General features: G+C 29.6%; 9 protein-coding genes and 4 pseudogenes. All 13 read left to right on the top strand.

What is annotated here, in order from left to right:
• Nucleotides 1–267, top strand: a 267-nt coding sequence (locus BW731_RS12950; RefSeq protein ID WP_233120570.1) for a hypothetical protein, incomplete at its 5' end; no start/stop codon positions are given.
• 1,268 nt (nt 268–1,535) lie between these two features.
• A pseudogene (locus BW731_RS12405) lies at nt 1,536–2,296 on the top strand (replication initiation protein); the annotation flags it as partial.
• 1,424 nt (nt 2,297–3,720) lie between these two features.
• Nucleotides 3,721–4,194 carry a hypothetical protein gene (locus tag BW731_RS12395; RefSeq protein ID WP_079348697.1) on the top strand — a complete coding sequence of 158 codons (474 nt, stop codon included), beginning with the start codon at nt 3,721–3,723 and terminating at the stop codon, nt 4,192–4,194.
• 1,065 nt (nt 4,195–5,259) lie between these two features.
• Nucleotides 5,260–6,181: pseudogene (locus tag BW731_RS12390) on the top strand (replication initiation protein).
• 2,885 nt (nt 6,182–9,066) lie between these two features.
• A pseudogene (locus tag BW731_RS12380) lies at nt 9,067–9,994 on the top strand (replication initiation protein).
• A gap of 1,319 nt (nt 9,995–11,313) precedes the next feature.
• The gene (locus BW731_RS12370) at nt 11,314–11,787 is read left to right on the top strand and encodes a hypothetical protein (RefSeq protein ID WP_079348697.1); all 474 of its coding nucleotides are present in this window, start codon (nt 11,314–11,316) and stop codon (nt 11,785–11,787) included.
• 1,069 nt (nt 11,788–12,856) lie between these two features.
• Nucleotides 12,857–13,783, top strand: coding sequence for a replication initiation protein (locus tag BW731_RS12365; RefSeq protein ID WP_079348712.1), 927 nt, complete (start codon nt 12,857–12,859; stop codon nt 13,781–13,783).
• 1,319 nt (nt 13,784–15,102) lie between these two features.
• Nucleotides 15,103–15,576: a hypothetical protein gene (locus tag BW731_RS12355; protein ID WP_079348697.1), complete on the top strand. Its 474-nt coding sequence runs from the start codon at nt 15,103–15,105 to the stop codon at nt 15,574–15,576.
• A gap of 1,069 nt (nt 15,577–16,645) precedes the next feature.
• Nucleotides 16,646–17,572 carry a replication initiation protein gene (locus tag BW731_RS12350; RefSeq protein ID WP_079348712.1) on the top strand — a complete coding sequence of 309 codons (927 nt, stop codon included), beginning with the start codon at nt 16,646–16,648 and terminating at the stop codon, nt 17,570–17,572.
• A gap of 1,319 nt (nt 17,573–18,891) precedes the next feature.
• Nucleotides 18,892–19,365 carry a hypothetical protein gene (locus BW731_RS12340; protein WP_079348697.1) on the top strand — a complete coding sequence of 158 codons (474 nt, stop codon included), beginning with the start codon at nt 18,892–18,894 and terminating at the stop codon, nt 19,363–19,365.
• Nucleotides 19,366–20,435: 1,070 nt separating this feature from the next.
• Nucleotides 20,436–21,362: a replication initiation protein gene (locus tag BW731_RS12335; RefSeq protein ID WP_079348712.1), complete on the top strand. Its 927-nt coding sequence runs from the start codon at nt 20,436–20,438 to the stop codon at nt 21,360–21,362.
• 1,489 nt (nt 21,363–22,851) lie between these two features.
• On the top strand, nt 22,852–23,157 hold the full coding sequence (locus BW731_RS12325; RefSeq protein ID WP_079348711.1) for a hypothetical protein: 306 nt from the start codon (nt 22,852–22,854) through the stop codon (nt 23,155–23,157).
• Nucleotides 23,158–24,226: 1,069 nt separating this feature from the next.
• A pseudogene (locus tag BW731_RS12320) lies at nt 24,227–25,113 on the top strand (replication initiation protein).
• Nucleotides 25,114–25,125 lie beyond the last annotated feature (12 nt).

Below are 25,125 nucleotides of genomic sequence, written 5' to 3'. Positions count from 1 at the left end.
ATGAACATTCATATAGCAGGTTATTCTATTTCTTCCAATTATAAAAAGACAAAATTATTTTATTCAAAAGGAGCTTATATTACTAATGCCTGTAAATGTAATTATTGTAAAAACTATTGTTTGGCATGTGATTACTTAGACTTATCTACTAAGATATTATTTATTTTGGTATTAATCCTAAAAAAGAAGCTGAGGTTTGGCACTTATTTGAAGATGATGATGGCTTTCACCATTATAGTGTCTTCTATCATTTTTCAGGAAAAATAATTAATGGACCTCCATTTTGGATAGAGCATAGTAAAGAAGTTTCCACTCCAAATTTTGTTAAATTTAATAATATAGGAATTGGATTTACTGAAAGCATATCCATTTCACCCAGGTCACTAGCTGAACCTATTGTACAATTAGAAATTGAACTGAGCATGCCTTGGCTATTAAAAAAATTACCCTTAGAAGAAAATACAAAGTAAAACGATCATTTAAAATTAAGTTTCAAGTATGGCATTATTAGCTTTGCCTAATACGATTTATAACGTTGTTATTTAAAAAACTATAATTAGAATATTAAGTATATTTGTTCCAAGAACTATTATAATTGGATAAATATTTTTTTATATATCCTAAAAATGAAAGGATAACTAGATGTAATTTGATTTATGTTAACTTTTTGATTTATCTTTGTAAATCATGATATAATAAGAGTGCGAAAACAAGATGAATTGCTAGTATGTCTAGCACAAAAGCCACTACCTGTGATGAGGTAGTGGCTTTTTTTGTCGCTAGTGCGAAGTTCTAGCGTGTGGGTTTGTTGGCACTCATGCCTTTAATCATCATCTTCATCGTCAAACCAACGATTTAATAACTTTGTAGTTATAACTGTAATTACTGTAGTAAAAACAGTCGTGATGAATAACAAGATGAATTGTTTTAACATATGTCTAGCCCCCCTTTCAAATAGAAAATGGGCTAAGTGCCATTAATAAATATAGCATAATCTTTAGATAATTACTTTAGGGTTGTTAGGGTTTACCCTGACCGTCTGAAAGACGCTTTATTTATTAAACTAAGAGTTTTATCTAGATGAGCTTAAACAGTTCTTTTTTTGCATTTTAATACTATTGAATTATTTCCTTAGAGAAATGTTTTAGGTTTTAGCAAAGGAGCGTGTAGCGACTGCGTGAGTGGAATGTGAGAGTGGTTTTCTCTCACTCATTTTTTATTTTTTTTCATGTTACGCATAGATCAATTTAATAAAAAGAGTGGGTTTTTAGGTGGGAAAAATAGTCGACCTTTTTTATAATCTTTTTTAAACCTCTTTTAAACCTCTTTTAGACACCAGTTGAGCATTAGAGCCCCAAGGGATACAGAGATGTTTGCATGGAGTTTTGTCTGTTTATGTATGGAGTTTTGTCTGTTTATGTATGGAGTTTGTCTGTTTATGTATGGAGTTTTGTCTGTTTGTATGGAGTTTATATATGGATTATTTGTATGGACTATATTATGATATTACATATAAATAGTTAGGATGTGATATTTTGACCAATGAATTAGTAAAATACCATACAGAATTAAATACTATTCCTTTAAGAAAATTCTCTGCTGTAGAGATGAATCTATTTTTTTCTATCGTTTCCAGGATGAGAGAAAAGGGTGAGAAAAAAGTTGCTTTTTCTTTTGATCAATTAAAAGATTTGAGTAATTATAAAGCAACCGCAAATAATCGCTTTATTGATGATTTAGAGAGTACTTATGACAAGTTAATGGATTTACGATTTGGACGCAGAAGTTCCGATGGACTAGAACGAGAACGTTTTGTTATGTTCAATGAATTTAAAATAAATGGCAAAGTAGATACTCCTTATGCAGAAATTCAAATTCACGAAAAAGCTATTCCGTTACTAAATAATTTAGATGAGTGGGTTAGATACTCTTTAAGACAATTTACCGATTTACAAAGTAGTTATTCTAAAACTATGTTTCGATTACTAAAACAATTTAGAACTACTGGCTATGCTTATTTCTCAAAAGAAGACTTTTTTGAATTATTAGATGTCCCAAAAAGTTATCAAAAAATTTAGGAGAAATCGATAGAACAGTCCTAAAACCAATAAAAGAAGAACTAACACCTCTTTTTAGAGGTTTAACCATCAAAAAGAAATACGGAAAGGGACGAGGTAAGCCAGTCATTGGTTATCAATTTTCTTTTAAAGCTGAAGCAAAAAATGCGGATGATTTTTCTAAGGGACAACAAGAAGATTTACGCATTAAGCTATTTAACATTGAACACAATGGTGACAACCGGTCTTTCTTTGGCCGAAGAACCAAAAAGAGGCAAGAAAAAAAAGTGTTAGGGGAAACAAAGGTTAGGTATTAAATACTCTTCAAAAAGGATTTGATTAACTCAAAAAAGAACTCACTGTTAGAGGCTCTTTTTTTAAGTTAATTTATTCGTTCTTAGGATGTTTTAAAAGGGATGCAAGGGAAAAAGACTTTTTCCCTGCCAAGTAGTCTATTGTGTACACAATATAACCTACTTGCTGCTATCCTATAAGGCTATTAGTTTGCATACAGAATATAGTCTTTAGATTAGACTACGGGGAAAGAAAAAGGAATCAATCCCTTTTCTTTTTTCATCCGATCAGGCAAATCGATTATCGGATAGTTAAACGACACTCAATATCATTGAGTGTTCTTGTCGCCAGACAGAAAAAGAATAACAGGTGACTCCATTTTCTTTCGTCACCTTTCACAAATTCAACAAAAAAAGAAGCCCTATTTTCAAGGCTTCTTTTTTCATTTTTAGGTAGACCAGTTGAGATTCACAAAGTGGGTGTCTCGATGTGTTGGTAGATGTGTAACTTCTTTAAAGCGAGATTATGTTAAGCAATCAATTAAATAACTAATTTTTGCATTTACATTTTGCCAAAGTTAATTAGCATCACAGGTATATTACTTGTACACATTTATTATATTTTTTACTTTTGATTATTCTGTAATATAAAAAATAGTACGAAAAATACACACGGTATAGCTATAGAACCAACTAATTCTCCAATTAATTCTCCAAAATTATTTTGGGGATTAAAAAATCTAAAAATAATTGATACAAATTTAGGAATATTAATTAATGTAATTAATGTGCCTAAAATAAAAAATAACCATTTTAAAAATCGCACAATAACTAACGTCCTTTCTATTTTATTTTGATATATAAACAATACATTGAATGTATTAATAATACTAGTTTTATTATAATAAAACTAGTATTATTAATACTGCTGACCTATCATTATGATAACTTTAAAAAGACTACAAATTGCAATAAGAGTAACACTAAAGCTATTCCCGCCACGTGCAGTACGCGTGTTTTTTCCAATCGACTTCGTGCAAATTAACTAAAATCATTCATTAAATCTACAAAGAATTTATAATTCCTCTTGATATAATTTAGGAGTAATTTTAATTAACTTGTGAGTGAATGAGGTGTTTTAACTTAGTGAGATTTTACAATTGTTCATTTTTTTATGTTGAGGTGTAGGTTCGATACATAATTCATTAAACAACTTATGTAATGATTCTGGAAAAATGTCACAGCATAATAATAATAAATTTTACACTAATCACAAGCTATGTTGATTAGTGGTAAAAAATTTTCTTTTATTGATTTAGTGAAATGGAAAGGTGATATTTAATAATTAGTAGAAAGTGAGTTTATTATGTATGAACATTCATATAGCAGGTTATTCTATTTCTTCCAATTATAAAAAGACAAAATTATTTTATTCAAAAGGAGCTTATATTACTAATGCCTGTAAATGTAATTATTGTAAAAACTATTGTTTGGCATGTGATTACTTAGACTTATCTACTAAGATATTATTTAGGTCTTTTGGTATTAATCCTAAAAAAGAAGCTGAGGTTTGGCACTTATTTGAAGATGATGATGGCTTTCACCATTATAGTGTCTTCTATCATTTTTCAGGAAAAATAATTAATGGACCTCCATTTTGGATAGAGCATAGTAAAGAAGTTTCCACTCCAAATTTTGTTAAATTTAATAATATAGGAATTGGATTTACTGAAAGCATATCCATTTCACCCAGGTCACTAGCTGAACCTATTGTACAATTAGAAATTGAACTGAGCATGCCTTGGCTATTAAAAAAATTACCCTTAGAAGAAAATACAAAGTAAAACGATCATTTAAAATTAAGTTTCAAGTATGGCATTATTAGCTTTTGCCTAATACGATTTATAACGTTGGTTATTTAAAAAACTATATAATTAGAATATTAAGTATATTTGTTCCAAGAACTATTATAATTGGATAAATATTTTATTTATATATATCCTAAAAATGAAAGGATAACTAGATGTAAAATGTTATGTTTTTGATTTATCTTTGTAAATCATGATATAATAAGAGTGCGAAAACAAGATGAATTGCTAGTATGTCTAGCACAAAAGCCACTACCTGTGATGAGGTAGTGGCTTTTTTGTCGCTAGTGCGAAGTTCTAGCGTGTGGGTTTGTGGCACTCATGCCTTTAATCATCATCTTCATCGTCAAACCAACGATTTAATAACTTTGTAGTTATAACTGTAATTACTGTAGTAAAAACAGTCGTGATGAATAACAAGATGAATTGTTTTAACATATGTCTAGCCCCCCTTTCAAATAGAAAATGGGCTAAGTGCCATTAATAAATATAGCATAATCTTTAGATAATTACTTTAGGGTTGTTAGGGTTTACCCTGACCGTCTGAAAGACGCTTTATTTATTAAACTAAGAGTTTTATCTAGATGAGCTTAAACAGTTCTTTTTTTGCATTTTAATACTATTGAATTATTTCCTTAGAGAAATGTTTTAGGTTTTAGCAAAGGAGCGTGTAGCGACTGCGTGAGTGGAATGTGAGAGTGGTTTTCTCTCACTCATTTTTTATTTTTTTTCATGTTACGCATAGATCAATTTAATAAAAAGAGTGGGTTTTTAGGTGGGAAAAATAGTCGACCTTTTTTATAATCTTTTTTAAACCTCTTTTAAACCTCTTTTAGACACCAGTTGAGCATTAGAGCCCCAAGGGATACAGAGATGTTTGCATGGAGTTTTGTCTGTTTATGTATGGAGTTTTGTCTGTTTATGTATGGAGTTTTGTCTGTTTATGTATGGAGTTTTTGTCTGTTTGTATGGAGTTTATATATGGATTATTTGTATGGACTATATTATGATATTACATATAAATAGTTAGGATGTGATATTTTGACCAATGAATTAGTAAAATACCATACAGAATTAAATACTATTCCTTTAAGAAAATTCTCTGCTGTAGAGATGAATCTATTTTTTTCTATCGTTTCCAGGATGAGAGAAAAGGGTGAGAAAAAAGTTGCTTTTTCTTTTGATCAATTAAAAGATTTGAGTAATTATTAAAAGCAACCGCAAATAATCGCTTTATTGATGATTTAGAGAGTACTTATGACAAGTTAATGGATTTACGATTTGGACGCAGAAGTTCCGATGGACTAGAACGAGACGTTTTGTTTATTCAATGAATTTAAAATAAATGGCAAAGTAGATACTCCTTATGCAGAAATTCAAATTCGAAAAAGCTATTCCGTTACTAAATAATTTAGATGAGTGGGTTAGATACTCTTTAAGACAATTTACCGATTTACAAAGTAGTTATTCTAAAACTATGTTTCGATTACTAAAACAATTTAGAACTACTGGCTATGCTTATTTCTCAAAAGAAGACTTTTTTGAATTATTAGATGTCCCAAAAAGTTATCAAAAAAATTTAGGAGAAATCGATAGAACAGTCCTAAAACCAATAAAAGAAGAACTAACACCTCTTTTTAGAGGTTTAACCATCAAAAAGAAATACGGAAAGGGACGAGGTAAGCCAGTCATTGGTTATCAATTTTCTTTTAAAGCTGAAGCAAAAAATGCGGGATTTTTCTAAGGGACAACAAGAAGATTTACGCATTAAGCTATTTAACATTGAACACAATGGTGACCTTTCCCAAAAAGAAAAATGGGTCGCTAAAGATAAAGTTTTAGGCTTAAAAATTGGCACTCATGAGGCAGACTTTTTGGCACAGAAACAAAAGAAACAAAACAAGTTGAAGAAGATCATTGGAAACAAGAGGTATTAAATACTCTTCAAAAAGGATTTGATTAACTCAAAAAAGAACTCACTGTTAGAGGCTCTTTTTTTTAAGTTAATTTATTCGTTCTTAGGATGTTTTAAAAAGGGATGCAAGGGAAAAAGACTTTTTCCCTGCCAAGTAGTCTATTGTGTACACAATATAACCTACTTGCTGCTATCCTATAAGGCTATTAGTTTGCATACAGAATATAGTCTTTAGATTAGACTACGGGGAAAAAGAAAAGGAATCAATCCCTTTTCCTTTTTTCATCCGATCAGGCAAATCGATTATCGGATAGTTAAACGACACTCAATATCATTGAGTGTTCTTGTCGCCAGACAGAAAAAGAATAACAGGTGACTCCATTTTCTTTCGTCACCTTTCACAAATTCAACAAAAAAAAGAAGCCCTATTTTCAAGGCTTCTTTTTTCATTTTTAGGTAGACCAGTTGAGATTCACAAAGTGGGTGTCTCGATGTGTTGGTAGATGTGTAACTTCTTTAAAGCGAGATTATGTTAAGCAATCAATTAAATAACTAATTTTTTGCATTTACATTTTGCCAAAGTTAATTAGCATCACAGGTATATTACTTGTACACATTTATTATATTTTTTTTACTTTTTTGATTATTCTGTAATATAAAAAAATAGTACGAAAAATACACACGGTATAGCTATAGAACCAACTAATTCTCCAATTAATTCTCCAAAATTATTTTGGGGATTAAAAAATCTAAAAATAATTGATACAAATTTAGGAATATTAATTAATGTAATTAATGTGCCTAAAATAAAAAATAACCATTTAAAAAATCGCAACAATAACTAACGTCCTTTCTATTTTATTTTGATATATAAACAATACATTGAATGTATTAATAATACTTAGTTTTATTAAATAAAAAAACTAGTATTATTAAATACTGCTGACCTATCATTATGATAACTTTAAAAAGACTACAAATTGCAATAAGAGTAACACTAAAGCTATTCCCGCCACGTGCAGTACGCGTGTTTTTTCCAATCGACTTCGTGCAAATTAACTAAAATCATTCATTAAATCTACAAAGAATTTTATAATTCCTCTTGATATAATTTAGGAGTAATTTTAAATTAACTTGTGAGTGAATGAGGTGTTTTAAACTTAGTGAGATTTTACAATTGTTCATTTTTTTATGTTGAGGTGTAGGTTCGATACATAATTCATTAAACAATTATGTAATGATTCTGGAAAAATGTCACAGCATAATTAATAAATTTTACACTAATCACAAGCTATGTTGATTAGTGGTAAAAAATTTTCTTTTTATTGATTTAGTGAAATGGAAAGGTGATATTTAATAATTAGTAGAAAGTGAGTTTATTATGTATGGAACATTCATATAGCAGGTTATTCTATTTCTTCCAAATTATAAAAAGACAAAATTATTTTATTCAAAAGGAGCTTATATTACTAATGCCTGTAAATGTAATTATTGTAAAAACTATTGTTTGGCATGTGATTACTTAGACTTATCTACTAAGATATTATTTAGGTCTTTTGGTATTAATCCTAAAAAAGAAGCTGAGGTTGGCACTTATTTGAAGATGATGATGGCTTTCACCATTATAGTGTCTTCTATCATTTTTCAGGAAAAATAATTAATGGACCTCCCATTTTGGATAGAGCATAGTAAAGAAAGTTTCCACTCCAAATTTTGTTAAATTTAATAATATAGGAATTGGATTTACTGAAAGCATATCCATTTCACCCAGGTCACTAGCTGAACCTATTGTACAATTAGAAATTGAACTGAGCATGCCTTGGCTATTAAAAAAATTACCCTTAGAAGAAAATACAAAGTAAAACGATCATTTAAAATTAAGTTTCAAGTATGGCATTATTAGCTTTTGCCTAATACGATTTATAACGTTGGTTATTTAAAAAACTATAATTAGAATATTAAGTATATTTGTTCCAAGAACTATTATAATTGGATAAATATTTTATTTATATATCCTAAAAATGAAAGGATAACTAGATGTAATTTGATTTATGTTAACTTTTTGATTTATCTTTGTAAATCATGATATAATAAGAGTGCGAAAACAAGATGAATTGCTAGTATGTCTAGCACAAAAGCCACTACCTGTGATGAGGTAGTGGCTTTTTTTGTCGCTAGTGCGAAGTTCTAGCGTGTGGGTTTGTTGGCACTCATGCCTTTAATCATCATCTTCATCGTCAAACCAACGATTTAATAACTTTGTAGTTATAACTGTAATTACTGTAGTAAAAACAGTCGTGATGAATAACAAGATGAATTGTTTTTAACATATGTCTAGCCCCCCTTTCAAATAGAAAATGGGCTAAGTGCCATTAATAAATATAGCATAATCTTTAGATAATTACTTTAGGGTTGTTAGGGTTTACCCTGACCGTCTGAAAGACGCTTTATTTATTAAACTAAGAGTTTTATCTAGATGAGCTTAAACAGTTCTTTTTTTGCATTTTAATACTATTGAATTATTTCCTTAGAGAAATGTTTTAGGTTTTAGCAAAGGAGCGTGTAGCGACTGCGTGAGTGGAATGTGAGAGTGGTTTTCTCTCACTCATTTTTTATTTTTTTTTCATGTTACGCATAGATCAATTTAATAAAAAGAGTGGGTTTTTAGGTGGGAAAAATAGTCGACCTTTTTTATAATCTTTTTTAAACCTCTTTTAAACCTCTTTTAGACACCAGTTGAGCATTAGAGCCCCAAGGGATACAGAGATGTTTGCATGGAGTTTTGTCTGTTTATGTATGGAGTTTTGTCTGTTTATGTATGGAGTTTTGTCTGTTTATGTATGGAGTTTTGTCTGTTTGTATGGAGTTTATATATGGATTATTTGTATGGACTATATTATGATATTACATATAAATAGTTAGGATGTGATATTTTGACCAATGAATTAGTAAAATACCATACAGAATTAAATACTATTCCTTTAAGAAAATTCTCTGCTGTAGAGATGAATCTATTTTTTTCTATCGTTTCCAGGATGAGAGAAAAGGGTGAGAAAAAAGTTGCTTTTTCTTTTGATCAATTAAAAGATTTGAGTAATTATAAAGCAACCGCAAATAATCGCTTTATTGATGATTTAGAGAGTACTTATGACAAGTTAATGGATTTACGATTTGGACGCAGAAGTTCCGATGGACTAGAACGAGAACGTTTTGTTATGTTCAATGAATTTAAAATAAATGGCAAAGTAGATACTCCTTATGCAGAAATTCAAATTCACGAAAAAGCTATTCCGTTACTAAATAATTTAGATGAGTGGGTTAGATACTCTTTAAGACAATTTACCGATTTACAAAGTAGTTATTCTAAAACTATGTTTCGATTACTAAAACAATTTAGAACTACTGGCTATGCTTATTTCTCAAAAGAAGACTTTTTTTGAATTATTAGATGTCCCAAAAAGTTATCAAAAAAATTTAGGAGAAATCGATAGAACAGTCCTAAAACCAATAAAAGAAGAACTAACACCTCTTTTTAGAGGTTTAACCATCAAAAAGAAATACGGAAAGGGACGAGGTAAGCCAGTCATTGGTTATCAATTTTCTTTTAAAGCTGAAGCAAAAAATGCGGATGATTTTTCTAAGGGACAACAAGAAGATTTACGCATTAAGCTATTTAACATTGAACACAATGGTGACCTTTCCCAAAAAGAAAAATGGGTCGCTAAAGATAAAGTTTTAGGCTTAAAAATTGGCACTCATGAGGCAGACTTTTTGGCACAGAAACAAAAAGAAACAAAACAAGTTGAAGAAGATCATTGGAAACAAGAGGTATTAAATACTCTTCAAAAAGGATTTGATTAACTCAAAAAAGAACTCACTGTTAGAGGCTCTTTTTTTTAAGTTAATTTATTCGTTCTTAGGATGTTTTAAAAGGATGCAAGGGAAAAAGACTTTTTCCCTGCCAAGTAGTCTATTGTGTACACAATATAACCTACTTGCTGCTATCCTATAAGGCTATTAGTTTGCATACAGAATATAGTCTTTAGATTAGACTACGGGGAAAAGAAAAGGAATCAATCCCTTTTCTTTTTTCATCCGATCAGGCAAATCGATTATCGGATAGTTAAACGACACTCAATATCATTGAGTGTTCTTGTCGCCAGACAGAAAAAGAATAACAGGTGACTCCATTTTCTTTCGTCACCTTTCACAAATTCAACAAAAAAAGAAGCCCTATTTTCAAGGCTTCTTTTTTCATTTTTAGGTAGACCAGTTGAGATTCACAAAGTGGGTGTCTCGATGTGTTGGTAGATGTGTAACTTCTTTAAAGCGAGATTATGTTAAGCAATCAATTAAATAACTAATTTTTGCATTTACATTTTGCCAAAGTTAATTAGCATCACAGGTATATTACTTGTACACATTTATTATATTTTTTACTTTTGATTATTCTGTAATATAAAAAATAGTACGAAAAATACACACGGTATAGCTATAGAACCAACTAATTCTCCAATTAATTCTCCAAAATTATTTTGGGGATTAAAAAATCTAAAAATAATTGATACAAATTTAGGAATATTAATTAATGTAATTAATGTGCCTAAAATAAAAAATAACCATTTTAAAAATCGCACAATAACTAACGTCCTTTCTATTTTATTTTGATATATAAACAATACATTGAATGTATTAATAATACTAGTTTTATTATAATAAAACTAGTATTATTAATACTGCTGACCTATCATTATGATAACTTTAAAAAGACTACAAATTGCAATAAGAGTAACACTAAAGCTATTCCCGCCACGTGCAGTACGCGTGTTTTTTCCAATCGACTTCGTGCAAATTAACTAAAATCATTCATTAAATCTACAAAGAATTTATAATTCCTCTTGATATAATTTAGGAGTAATTTTAATTAACTTGTGAGTGAATGAGGTGTTTTAACTTAGTGAGATTTTACAATTGTTCATTTTTTTATGTTGAGGTGTAGGTTCGATACATAATTCATTAAACAACTTATGTAATGATTCTGGAAAAATGTCACAGCATAATTAATAAATTTTACACTAATCACAAGCTATGTTGATTAGTGGTAAAAAAATTTTCTTTTATTGATTTAGTGAAATGGAAAGGTGATATTTAATAATTAGTAGAAAGTGAGTTTATTATGTATGAACATTCATATAGCAGGTTATTCTATTTCTTCCAATTATAAAAAGACAAAATTATTTTATTCAAAAGGAGCTTATATTACTAATGCCTGTAAATGTAATTATTGTAAAAACTATTGTTTGGCATGTGATTACTTAGACTTATCTACTAAGATATTATTTAGGTCTTTTGGTATTAATCCTAAAAAAGAAGCTGAGGTTTGGCACTTATTTGAAGATGATGATGGCTTTCACCATTATAGTGTCTTCTATCATTTTTCAGGAAAAATAATTAATGGACCTCCATTTTGGATAGAGCATAGTAAAGAAGTTTCCACTCCAAATTTTGTTAAATTTAATAATATAGGAATTGGATTTACTGAAAGCATATCCATTTCACCCAGGTCACTAGCTGAACCTATTGTACAATTAGAAATTGAACTGAGCATGCCTTGGCTATTAAAAAAATTACCCTTAGAAGAAAATACAAAGTAAAACGATCATTTAAAATTAAGTTTCAAGTATGGCATTATTAGCTTTTGCCTAATACGATTTATAACGTTGGTTATTTAAAAAACTATAATTAGAATATTAAGTATATTTGTTCCAAGAACTATTATAATTGGATAAATATTTTATTTATATATCCTAAAAATGAAAGGATAACTAGATGTAATTTGATTTATGTTAACTTTTTGATTTATCTTTGTAAATCATGATATAATAAGAGTGCGAAAACAAGATGAATTGCTAGTATGTCTAGCACAAAAGCCACTACCTGTGATGAGGTAGTGGCTTTTTTTGTCGCTAGTGCGAAGTTCTAGCGTGTGGGTTTGTTGGCACTCATGCCTTTAATCATCATCTTCATCGTCAAACCAACGATTTAATAACTTTGTAGTTATAACTGTAATTACTGTAGTAAAAACAGTCGTGATGAATAACAAGATGAATTGTTTTAACATATGTCTAGCCCCCCTTTCAAATAGAAAATGGGCTAAGTGCCATTAATAAATATAGCATAATCTTTAGATAATTACTTTAGGGTTGTTAGGGTTTACCCTGACCGTCTGAAAGACGCTTTATTTATTAAACTAAGAGTTTTATCTAGATGAGCTTAAACAGTTCTTTTTTTGCATTTTAATACTATTGAATTATTTCCTTAGAGAAATGTTTTAGGTTTTAGCAAAGGAGCGTGTAGCGACTGCGTGAGTGGAATGTGAGAGTGGTTTTCTCTCACTCATTTTTTATTTTTTTTCATGTTACGCATAGATCAATTTAATAAAAAGAGTGGGTTTTTAGGTGGGAAAAATAGTCGACCTTTTTTATAATCTTTTTTAAACCTCTTTTAAACCTCTTTTAGACACCAGTTGAGCATTAGAGCCCCAAGGGATACAGAGATGTTTGCATGGAGTTTTGTCTGTTTATGTATGGAGTTTTGTCTGTTTATGTATGGAGTTTTGTCTGTTTATGTATGGAGTTTTGTCTGTTTGTATGGAGTTTATATATGGATTATTTGTATGGACTATATTATGATATTACATATAAATAGTTAGGATGTGATATTTTGACCAATGAATTAGTAAAATACCATACAGAATTAAATACTATTCCTTTAAGAAAATTCTCTGCTGTAGAGATGAATCTATTTTTTTCTATCGTTTCCAGGATGAGAGAAAAGGGTGAGAAAAAAGTTGCTTTTTCTTTTGATCAATTAAAAGATTTGAGTAATTATAAAGCAACCGCAAATAATCGCTTTATTGATGATTTAGAGAGTACTTATGACAAGTTAATGGATTTACGATTTGGACGCAGAAGTTCCGATGGACTAGAACGAGAACGTTTTGTTATGTTCAATGAATTTAAAATAAATGGCAAAGTAGATACTCCTTATGCAGAAATTCAAATTCACGAAAAAGCTATTCCGTTACTAAATAATTTAGATGAGTGGGTTAGATACTCTTTAAGACAATTTACCGATTTACAAAGTAGTTATTCTAAAACTATGTTTCGATTACTAAAACAATTTAGAACTACTGGCTATGCTTATTTCTCAAAAGAAGACTTTTTTGAATTATTAGATGTCCCAAAAAGTTATCAAAAAAATTTAGGAGAAATCGATAGAACAGTCCTAAAACCAATAAAAGAAGAACTAACACCTCTTTTTAGAGGTTTAACCATCAAAAAGAAATACGGAAAGGGACGAGGTAAGCCAGTCATTGGTTATCAATTTTCTTTTAAAGCTGAAGCAAAAAATGCGGATGATTTTTCTAAGGGACAACAAGAAGATTTACGCATTAAGCTATTTAACATTGAACACAATGGTGACCTTTCCCAAAAAGAAAAATGGGTCGCTAAAGATAAAGTTTTAGGCTTAAAAATTGGCACTCATGAGGCAGACTTTTTGGCACAGAAACAAAAAGAAACAAAACAAGTTGAAGAAGATCATTGGAAACAAGAGGTATTAAATACTCTTCAAAAAGGATTTGATTAACTCAAAAAAGAACTCACTGTTAGAGGCTCTTTTTTTTAAGTTAATTTATTCGTTCTTAGGATGTTTTAAAAGGGATGCAAGGGAAAAAGACTTTTTCCCTGCCAAGTAGTCTATTGTGTACACAATATAACCTACTTGCTGCTATCCTATAAGGCTATTAGTTTGCATACAGAATATAGTCTTTAGATTAGACTACGGGGAAAAGAAAAGGAATCAATCCCTTTTCTTTTTTCATCCGATCAGGCAAATCGATTATCGGATAGTTAAACGACACTCAATATCATTGAGTGTTCTTGTCGCCAGACAGAAAAAGAATAACAGGTGACTCCATTTTCTTTCGTCACCTTTCACAAATTCAACAAAAAAAGAAGCCCTATTTTCAAGGCTTCTTTTTTCATTTTTAGGTAGACCAGTTGAGATTCACAAAGTGGGTGTCTCGATGTGTTGGTAGATGTGTAACTTCTTTAAAGCGAGATTATGTTAAGCAATCAATTAAATAACTAATTTTTGCATTTACATTTTGCCAAAGTTAATTAGCATCACAGGTATATTACTTGTACACATTTATTATATTTTTTACTTTTGATTATTCTGTAATATAAAAAATAGTACGAAAAATACACACGGTATAGCTATAGAACCAACTAATTCTCCAATTAATTCTCCAAAATTATTTTGGGGATTAAAAAATCTAAAAATAATTGATACAAATTTAGGAATATTAATTAATGTAATTAATGTGCCTAAAATAAAAAATAACCATTTTAAAAATCGCACAATAACTAACGTCCTTTCTATTTTATTTTGATATATAAACAATACATTGAATGTATTAATAATACTAGTTTTATTATAATAAAACTAGTATTATTAATACTGCTGACCTATCATTATGATAACTTTAAAAAGACTACAAATTGCAATAAGAGTAACACTAAAGCTATTCCCGCCACGTGCAGTACGCGTGTTTTTTCCAATCGACTTCGTGCAAATTAACTAAAATCATTCATTAAATCTACAAAGAATTTATAATTCCTCTTGATATAATTTAGGAGTAATTTTAATTAACTTGTGAGTGAATGAGGTGTTTTAACTTAGTGAGATTTTACAATTGTTCATTTTTTTATGTTGAGGTGTAGGTTCGATACATAATTCATTAAACAACTTATGTAATGATTCTGGAAAAATGTCACAGCATAATTAATAAATTTTACACTAATCACAAGCTATGTTGATTAGTGGTAAAAAATTTTCTTTTATTGATTTAGTGAAATGGAAAGGTGATATTTAATAATTAGTAGAAAGTGAGTTTATTATGTATGAACATTCATATAGCAGGTTATTCTATTTCTTCCAATTATAAAAAGACAAAATTATTTTATTCAAAAGGAGCTTATATTACTAATGCCTGTAAATGTAATTATTGTAAAAACTATTGTTTGGCATGTGATTACTTAGACTTATCTACTAAGATATTATTTAGGTCTTTTGGTATTAATCCTAAAAAAGAAGCTGAGGTTTGGCACTTATTTGAAGATGATGATGGCTTTCACCATTATAGTGTCTTCTATCATTTTTCAGGAAAAATAATTAATGGACCTCCATTTTGGATAGAGCATAGTAAAGAAGTTTCCACTCCAAATTTTGTTAAATTTAATAATATAGGAATTGGATTTACTGAAAGCATATCCATTTCACCCAGGTCACTAGCTGAACCTATTGTACAATTAGAAATTGAACTGAGCATGCCTTGGCTATTAAAAAAATTACCCTTAGAAGAAAATACAAAGTAAAACGATCATTTAAAATTAAGTTTCAAGTATGGCATTATTAGCTTTTGCCTAATACGATTTATAACGTTGGTTATTTAAAAAACTATAATTAGAATATTAAGTATATTTGTTCCAAGAACTATTATAATTGGATAAATATTTTATTTATATATCCTAAAAATGAAAGGATAACTAGATGTAATTTGATTTATGTTAACTTTTTGATTTATCTTTGTAAATCATGATATAATAAGAGTGCGAAAACAAGATGAATTGCTAGTATGTCTAGCACAAAAGCCACTACCTGTGATGAGGTAGTGGCTTTTTTTGTCGCTAGTGCGAAGTTCTAGCGTGTGGGTTTGTTGGCACTCATGCCTTTAATCATCATCTTCATCGTCAAACCAACGATTTAATAACTTTGTAGTTATAACTGTAATTACTGTAGTAAAAACAGTCGTGATGAATAACAAGATGAATTGTTTTAACATATGTCTAGCCCCCCTTTCAAATAGAAAATGGGCTAAGTGCCATTAATAAATATAGCATAATCTTTAGATAATTACTTTAGGGTTGTTAGGGTTTACCCTGACCGTCTGAAAGACGCTTTATTTATTAAACTAAGAGTTTTATCTAGATGAGCTTAAACAGTTCTTTTTTTGCATTTTAATACTATTGAATTATTTCCTTAGAGAAATGTTTTAGGTTTTAGCAAAGGAGCGTGTAGCGACTGCGTGAGTGGAATGTGAGAGTGGTTTTCTCTCACTCATTTTTTATTTTTTTTCATGTTACGCATAGATCAATTTAATAAAAAGAGTGGGTTTTTAGGTGGGAAAAATAGTCGACCTTTTTTATAATCTTTTTTAAACCTCTTTTAAACCTCTTTTAGACACCAGTTGAGCATTAGAGCCCCAAGGGATACAGAGATGTTTGCATGGAGTTTTGTCTGTTTATGTATGGAGTTTTGTCTGTTTATGTATGGAGTTTTGTCTGTTTATGTATGGAGTTTTGTCTGTTTGTATGGAGTTTATATATGGATTATTTGTATGGACTATATTATGATATTACATATAAATAGTTAGGATGTGATATTTTGACCAATGAATTAGTAAAATACCATACAGAATTAAATACTATTCCTTTAAGAAAATTCTCTGCTGTAGAGATGAATCTATTTTTTTCTATCGTTTCCAGGATGAGAGAAAAGGGTGAGAAAAAAGTTGCTTTTTCTTTTGATCAATTAAAAGATTTGAGTAATTATAAAGCAACCGCAAATAATCGCTTTATTGATGATTTAGAGAGTACTTATGACAAGTTAATGGATTTACGATTTGGACGCAGAAGTTCCGATGGACTAGAACGAGAACGTTTTGTTATGTTCAATGAATTTAAAATAAATGGCAAAGTAGATACTCCTTATGCAGAAATTCAAATTCACGAAAAAGCTATTCCGTTACTAAATAATTTAGATGAGTGGGTTAGATACTCTTTAAGACAATTTACCGATTTACAAAGTAGTTATTCTAAAACTATGTTTCGATTACTAAAACAATTTAGAACTACTGGCTATGCTTATTTCTCAAAAGAAGACTTTTTTGAATTATTAGATGTCCCAAAAAGTTATCAAAAAAATTTAGGAGAAATCGATAGAACAGTCCTAAAACCAATAAAAGAAGAACTAACACCTCTTTTTAGAGGTTTAACCATCAAAAAGAAATACGGAAAGGGACGAGGTAAGCCAGTCATTGGTTATCAATTTTCTTTTAAAGCTGAAGCAAAAAATGCGGATGATTTTTCTAAGGGACAACAAGAAGATTTACGCATTAAGCTATTTAACATTGAACACAATGGTGACCTTTCCCAAAAAGAAAAATGGGTCGCTAAAGATAAAGTTTTAGGCTTAAAAATTGGCACTCATGAGGCAGACTTTTTGGCACAGAAACAAAAAGAAACAAAACAAGTTGAAGAAGATCATTGGAAACAAGAGGTATTAAATACTCTTCAAAAAGGATTTGATTAACTCAAAAAAGAACTCACTGTTAGAGGCTCTTTTTTTTAAGTTAATTTATTCGTTCTTAGGATGTTTTAAAAGGGATGCAAGGGAAAAAGACTTTTTCCCTGCCAAGTAGTCTATTGTGTACACAATATAACCTACTTGCTGCTATCCTATAAGGCTATTAGTTTGCATACAGAATATAGTCTTTAGATTAGACTACGGGGAAAAGAAAAGGAATCAATCCCTTTTCTTTTTTCATCCGATCAGGCAAATCGATTATCGGATAGTTAAACGACACTCAATATCATTGAGTGTTCTTGTCGCCAGACAGAAAAAGAATAACAGGTGACTCCATTTTCTTTCGTCACCTTTCACAAATTCAACAAAAAAAGAAGCCCTATTTTCAAGGCTTCTTTTTTCATTTTTAGGTAGACCAGTTGAGATTCACAAAGTGGGTGTCTCGATGTGTTGGTAGATGTGTAACTTCTTTAAAGCGAGATTATGTTAAGCAATCAATTAAATAACTAATTTTTGCATTTACATTTTGCCAAAGTTAATTAGCATCACAGGTATATTACTTGTACACATTTATTATATTTTTTACTTTTGATTATTCTGTAATATAAAAAATAGTACGAAAAATACACACGGTATAGCTATAGAACCAACTAATTCTCCAATTAATTCTCCAAAATTATTTTGGGGATTAAAAAATCTAAAAATAATTGATACAAATTTAGGAATATTAATTAATGTAATTAATGTGCCTAAAATAAAAAATAACCATTTTAAAAATCGCACAATAACTAACGTCCTTTCTATTTTATTTTGATATATAAACAATACATTGAATGTATTAATAATACTAGTTTTATTATAATAAAACTAGTATTATTAATACTGCTGACCTATCATTATGATAACTTTAAAAAGACTACAAATTGCAATAAGAGTAACACTAAAGCTATTCCCGCCACGTGCAGTACGCGTGTTTTTTCCAATCGACTTCGTGCAAATTAACTAAAATCATTCATTAAATCTACAAAGAATTTATAATTCCTCTTGATATAATTTAGGAGTAATTTTAATTAACTTGTGAGTGAATGAGGTGTTTTAACTTAGTGAGATTTTACAATTGTTCATTTTTTTATGTTGAGGTGTAGGTTCGATACATAATTCATTAAACAACTTATGTAATGATTCTGGAAAAATGTCACAGCATAATTAATAAATTTTACACTAATCACAAGCTATGTTGATTAGTGGTAAAAAATTTTCTTTTATTGATTTAGTGAAATGGAAAGGTGATATTTAATAATTAGTAGAAAGTGAGTTTATTATGTATGAACATTCATATAGCAGGTTATTCTATTTCTTCCAATTATAAAAAGACAAAATTATTTTATTCAAAAGGAGCTTATATTACTAATGCCTGTAAATGTAATTATTGTAAAAACTATTGTTTGGCATGTGATTACTTAGACTTATCTACTAAGATATTATTTAGGTCTTTTGGTATTAATCCTAAAAAAGAAGCTGAGGTTTGGCACTTATTTGAAGATGATGATGGCTTTCACCATTATAGTGTCTTCTATCATTTTTCAGGAAAAATAATTAATGGACCTCCATTTTGGATAGAGCATAGTAAAGAAGTTTCCACTCCAAATTTTGTTAAATTTAATAATATAGGAATTGGATTTACTGAAAGCATATCCATTTCACCCAGGTCACTAGCTGAACCTATTGTACAATTAGAAATTGAACTGAGCATGCCTTGGCTATTAAAAAAATTACCCTTAGAAGAAAATACAAAGTAAAACGATCATTTAAAATTAAGTTTCAAGTATGGCATTATTAGCTTTTGCCTAATACGATTTATAACGTTGGTTATTTAAAAAAACTATAATTAGAATATTAAGTATATTTGTTCCAAGAACTATTATAATTGGATAAATATTTTATTTATATATCCTAAAAATGAAAGGATAACTAGATGTAATTTGATTTATGTTAACTTTTTGATTTATCTTTGTAAATCATGATATAATAAGAGTGCGAAAACAAGATGAATTGCTAGTATGTCTAGCACAAAAGCCACTACCTGTGATGAGGTAGTGGCTTTTTTTGTCGCTAGTGCGAAGTTCTAGCGTGTGGGTTTGTTGGCACTCATGCCTTTAATCATCATCTTCATCGTCAAACCAACGATTTAATAACTTTGTAGTTATAACTGTAATTACTGTAGTAAAAACAGTCGTGATGAATAACAAGATGAATTGTTTTAACATATGTCTAGCCCCCCTTTCAAATAGAAAATGGGCTAAGTGCCATTAATAAATATAGCATAATCTTTAGATAATTACTTTAGGGTTGTTAGGGTTTACCCTGACCGTCTGAAAGACGCTTTATTTATTAAACTAAGAGTTTTATCTAGATGAGCTTAAACAGTTCTTTTTTTGCATTTTAATACTATTGAATTATTTCCTTAGAGAAATGTTTTAGGTTTTAGCAAAGGAGCGTGTAGCGACTGCGTGAGTGGAATGTGAGAGTGGTTTTCTCTCACTCATTTTTTATTTTTTTTCATGTTACGCATAGATCAATTTAATAAAAAGAGTGGGTTTTTAGGTGGGAAAAATAGTCGACCTTTTTTATAATCTTTTTTAAACCTCTTTTAAACCTCTTTTAGACACCAGTTGAGCATTAGAGCCCCAAGGGATACAGAGATGTTTGCATGGAGTTTTGTCTGTTTATGTATGGAGTTTTGTCTGTTTATGTATGGAGTTTTGTCTGTTTATGTATGGAGTTTTGTCTGTTTGTATGGAGTTTATATATGGATTATTTGTATGGACTATATTATGATATTACATATAAATAGTTAGGATGTGATATTTTGACCAATGAATTAGTAAAATACCATACAGAATTAAATACTATTCCTTTAAGAAAATTCTCTGCTGTAGAGATGAATCTATTTTTTTCTATCGTTTCCAGGATGAGAGAAAAGGGTGAGAAAAAAGTTGCTTTTTCTTTTGATCAATTAAAAGATTTGAGTAATTATAAAGCAACCGCAAATAATCGCTTTATTGATGATTTAGAGAGTACTTATGACAAGTTAATGGATTTACGATTTGGACGCAGAAGTTCCGATGGACTAGAACGAGAACGTTTTGTTATGTTCAATGAATTTAAAATAAATGGCAAAGTAGATACTCCTTATGCAGAAATTCAAATTCACGAAAAAGCTATTCCGTTACTAAATAATTTAGATGAGTGGGTTAGATACTCTTTAAGACAATTTACCGATTTACAAAGTAGTTATTCTAAAACTATGTTTCGATTACTAAAACAATTTAGAACTACTGGCTATGCTTATTTCTCAAAAGAAGACTTTTTTGAATTATTAGATGTCCCAAAAAGTTATCAAAAAAATTTAGGAGAAATCGATAGAACAGTCCTAAAACCAATAAAAGAAGAACTAACACCTCTTTTTAGAGGTTTAACCATCAAAAAGAAATACGGAAAGGGACGAGGTAAGCCAGTCATTGGTTATCAATTTTCTTTTAAAGCTGAAGCAAAAAATGCGGATGATTTTTCTAAGGGACAACAAGAAGATTTACGCATTAAGCTATTTAACATTGAACACAATGGTGACCTTTCCCAAAAAGAAAAATGGGTCGCTAAAGATAAAGTTTTAGGCTTAAAAATTGGCACTCATGAGGCAGACTTTTTGGCACAGAAACAAAAAGAAACAAAACAAGTTGAAGAAGATCATTGGAAACAAGAGGTATTAAATACTCTTCAAAAAGGATTTGATTAACTCAAAAAAGAACTCACTGTTAGAGGCTCTTTTTTTTAAGTTAATTTATTCGTTCTTAGGATGTTTTAAAAGGGATGCAAGGGAAAAAGACTTTTTCCCTGCCAAGTAGTCTATTGTGTACACAATATAACCTACTTGCTGCTATCCTATAAGGCTATTAGTTTGCATACAGAATATAGTCTTTAGATTAGACTACGGGGAAAAGAAAAGGAATCAATCCCTTTTCTTTTTTCATCCGATCAGGCAAATCGATTATCGGATAGTTAAACGACACTCAATATCATTGAGTGTTCTTGTCGCCAGACAGAAAAAGAATAACAGGTGACTCCATTTTCTTTCGTCACCTTTCACAAATTCAACAAAAAAAGAAGCCCTATTTTCAAGGCTTCTTTTTTCATTTTTAGGTAGACCAGTTGAGATTCACAAAGTGGGTGTCTCGATGTGTTGGTAGATGTGTAACTTCTTTAAAGCGAGATTATGTTAAGCAATCAATTAAATAACTAATTTTTGCATTTACATTTTGCCAAAGTTAATTAGCATCACAGGTATATTACTTGTACACATTTATTATATTTTTTACTTTTGATTATTCTGTAATATAAAAAATAGTACGAAAAATACACACGGTATAGCTATAGAACCAACTAATTCTCCAATTAATTCTCCAAAATTATTTTGGGGATTAAAAAATCTAAAAATAATTGATACAAATTTAGGAATATTAATTAATGTAATTAATGTGCCTAAAATAAAAAATAACCATTTTAAAAATCGCACAATAACTAACGTCCTTTCTATTTTATTTTGATATATAAACAATACATTGAATGTATTAATAATACTAGTTTTATTATAATAAAACTAGTATTATTAATACTGCTGACCTATCATTATGATAACTTTAAAAAGACTACAAATTGCAATAAGAGTAACACTAAAGCTATTCCCGCCACGTGCAGTACGCGTGTTTTTTCCAATCGACTTCGTGCAAATTAACTAAAATCATTCATTAAATCTACAAAGAATTTATAATTCCTCTTGATATAATTTAGGAGTAATTTTAATTAACTTGTGAGTGAATGAGGTGTTTTAACTTAGTGAGATTTTACAATTGTTCATTTTTTTATGTTGAGGTGTAGGTTCGATACATAATTCATTAAACAACTTATGTAATGATTCTGGAAAAATGTCACAGCATAATTAATAAATTTTACACTAATCACAAGCTATGTTGATTAGTGGTAAAAAATTTTCTTTTATTGATTTAGTGAAATGGAAAGGTGATATTTAATAATTAGTAGAAAGTGAGTTTATTATGTATGAACATTCATATAGCAGGTTATTCTATTTCTTCCAATTATAAAAAGACAAAATTATTTTATTCAAAAGGAGCTTATATTACTAATGCCTGTAAATGTAATTATTGTAAAAAACTATTGTTTGGCATGTGATTACTTAGACTTATCTACTAAGATATTATTTAGGTCTTTTGGTATTAATCCTAAAAAAAGAAGCTGAGGTTTGGCACTTATTTGAAGATGATGATGGCTTTCACCATTATAGTGTCTTCTATCATTTTTCAGGAAAAATAATTAATGGACCTCCATTTTGGATAGAGCATAGTAAAGAAGTTTCCACTCCAAATTTTGTTAAATTTAATAATATAGGAATTGGATTTACTGAAAGCATATCCATTTCACCCAGGTCACTAGCTGAACCTATTGTACAATTAGAAATTGAACTGAGCATGCCTTGGCTATTAAAAAAATTACCCTTAGAAGAAAATACAAAGTAAAACGATCATTTAAAATTAAGTTTCAAGTATGGCATTATTAGCTTTTGCCTAATACGATTTATAACGTTGGTTATTTAAAAAACTATAATTAGAATATTAAGTATATTTGTTCCAAGAACTATTATAATTGGATAAATATTTTATTTATATATCCTAAAAATGAAAGGATAACTAGATGTAATTTGATTTATGTTAACTTTTTGATTTATCTTTGTAAATCATGATATAATAAGAGTGCGAAAACAAGATGAATTGCTAGTATGTCTAGCACAAAAGCCACTACCTGTGATGAGGTAGTGGCTTTTTTTGTCGCTAGTGCGAAGTTCTAGCGTGTGGGTTTGTTGGCACTCATGCCTTTAATCATCATCTTCATCGTCAAACCAACGATTTAATAACTTTGTAGTTATAACTGTAATTACTGTAGTAAAAACAGTCGTGATGAATAACAAGATGAATTGTTTTAACATATGTCTAGCCCCCCTTTCAAATAGAAAATGGGCTAAGTGCCATTAATAAATATAGCATAATCTTTAGATAATTACTTTAGGGTTGTTAGGGTTTACCCTGACCGTCTGAAAGACGCTTTATTTATTAAACTAAGAGTTTTATCTAGATGAGCTTAAACAGTTCTTTTTTTGCATTTTAATACTATTGAATTATTTCCTTAGAGAAATGTTTTAGGTTTTAGCAAAGGAGCGTGTAGCGACTGCGTGAGTGGAATGTGAGAGTGGTTTTCTCTCACTCATTTTTTATTTTTTTTCATGTTACGCATAGATCAATTTAATAAAAAGAGTGGGTTTTTAGGTGGGAAAAATAGTCGACCTTTTTTATAATCTTTTTTAAACCTCTTTTAAACCTCTTTTAGACACCAGTTGAGCATTAGAGCCCAAGGGATACAGAGATGTTTGCATGGAGTTTTGTCTGTTTATGTATGGAGTTTTGTCTGTTTATGTATGGAGTTTTTGTCTGTTTATGTATGGAGTTTTGTCTGTTTGTATGGAGTTTATATATGGATTATTTGTATGGACTATATTATGATATTACATATAAATAGTTAGGATGTGATATTTTGACCAATGAATTAGTAAAATACCATACAGAATTAAATACTATTCCTTTAAGAAAAATTCTCTGCTGTAGAGATGAATCTATTTTTTTCTATCGTTTCCAGGATGAGAGAAAAAGGGTGAGAAAAAAGTTGCTTTTTCTTTTGATCAATTAAAAGATTTGAAGTAATTATAAAGCAACCGCAAATAATCGCTTTATTGATGATTTAGAGAGTACTTATGACAAGTTAATGGATTTACGATTTGGACGCAGAAGTTCCGATGGACTAGAACGAGAACGTTTTGTTATGTTCAATGAATTTAAAATAAATGGCAAAGTAGATACTCCTTATGCAGAAATTCAAATTCACGAAAAAGCTATTCCGTTACTAAATAATTTAGATGAGTGGGTTAGATACTCTTTAAGACAATTTACCGATTTACAAAGTAGTTATTCTAAAACTATGTTTTCGATTACTAAAACAATTTAGAACTACTGGCTATGCTTATTTCTCAAAAGAAGACTTTTTTGAATTATTAGATGTCCCAAAAAAGTTATCAAAAAAAATTTAGGGAGAAATCGATAGAACAGTCCTAAAACCAATAAAAGAAGAACTAACACCTCTTTTTAGAGGTTTAACCATCAAAAAGAAATACGGAAAGGGACGAAGGTAAGCCAGTCATTGGTTATCAATTTTCTTTTAAAGCCTGAAGCAAAAAATGCGGATGATTTTTCTAAGGGACAAAACAAGAAGATTTTACGGCATTAAGCTATTTAACAATTGAACACAATGGTGACCTTTCCCAAAAAGAAAAATGGGTCGCTAAAGATAAAGTTTTAGGCTTAAAAATTGGCACTCATGAGGCAGACTTTTTGGCAACAGAAACAAAAAGAAACAAAACAAGTTGAAGAAGATCATTG

This window comes from Vagococcus martis, from assembly GCF_002026305.1.
Classification (GTDB): Bacteria; Bacillota; Bacilli; order Lactobacillales; family Vagococcaceae; genus Vagococcus; species Vagococcus martis.
This window is presented reverse-complemented; position numbering and strand designations above follow the sequence as displayed.

What these genes read in the sequence shown, in the direction of transcription:
- BW731_RS12395 (WP_079348697.1), top strand. Translation starts at nt 3,721, where the DNA reads ATGAACATTCATATAGCAGGTTATTCTATTTCTTCCAATTATAAAAAG.
- BW731_RS12370 (WP_079348697.1), top strand. Translation starts at nt 11,314, where the DNA reads ATGAACATTCATATAGCAGGTTATTCTATTTCTTCCAATTATAAAAAG.
- BW731_RS12355 (WP_079348697.1), top strand. Translation starts at nt 15,103, where the DNA reads ATGAACATTCATATAGCAGGTTATTCTATTTCTTCCAATTATAAAAAG.
- BW731_RS12340 (WP_079348697.1), top strand. Translation starts at nt 18,892, where the DNA reads ATGAACATTCATATAGCAGGTTATTCTATTTCTTCCAATTATAAAAAG.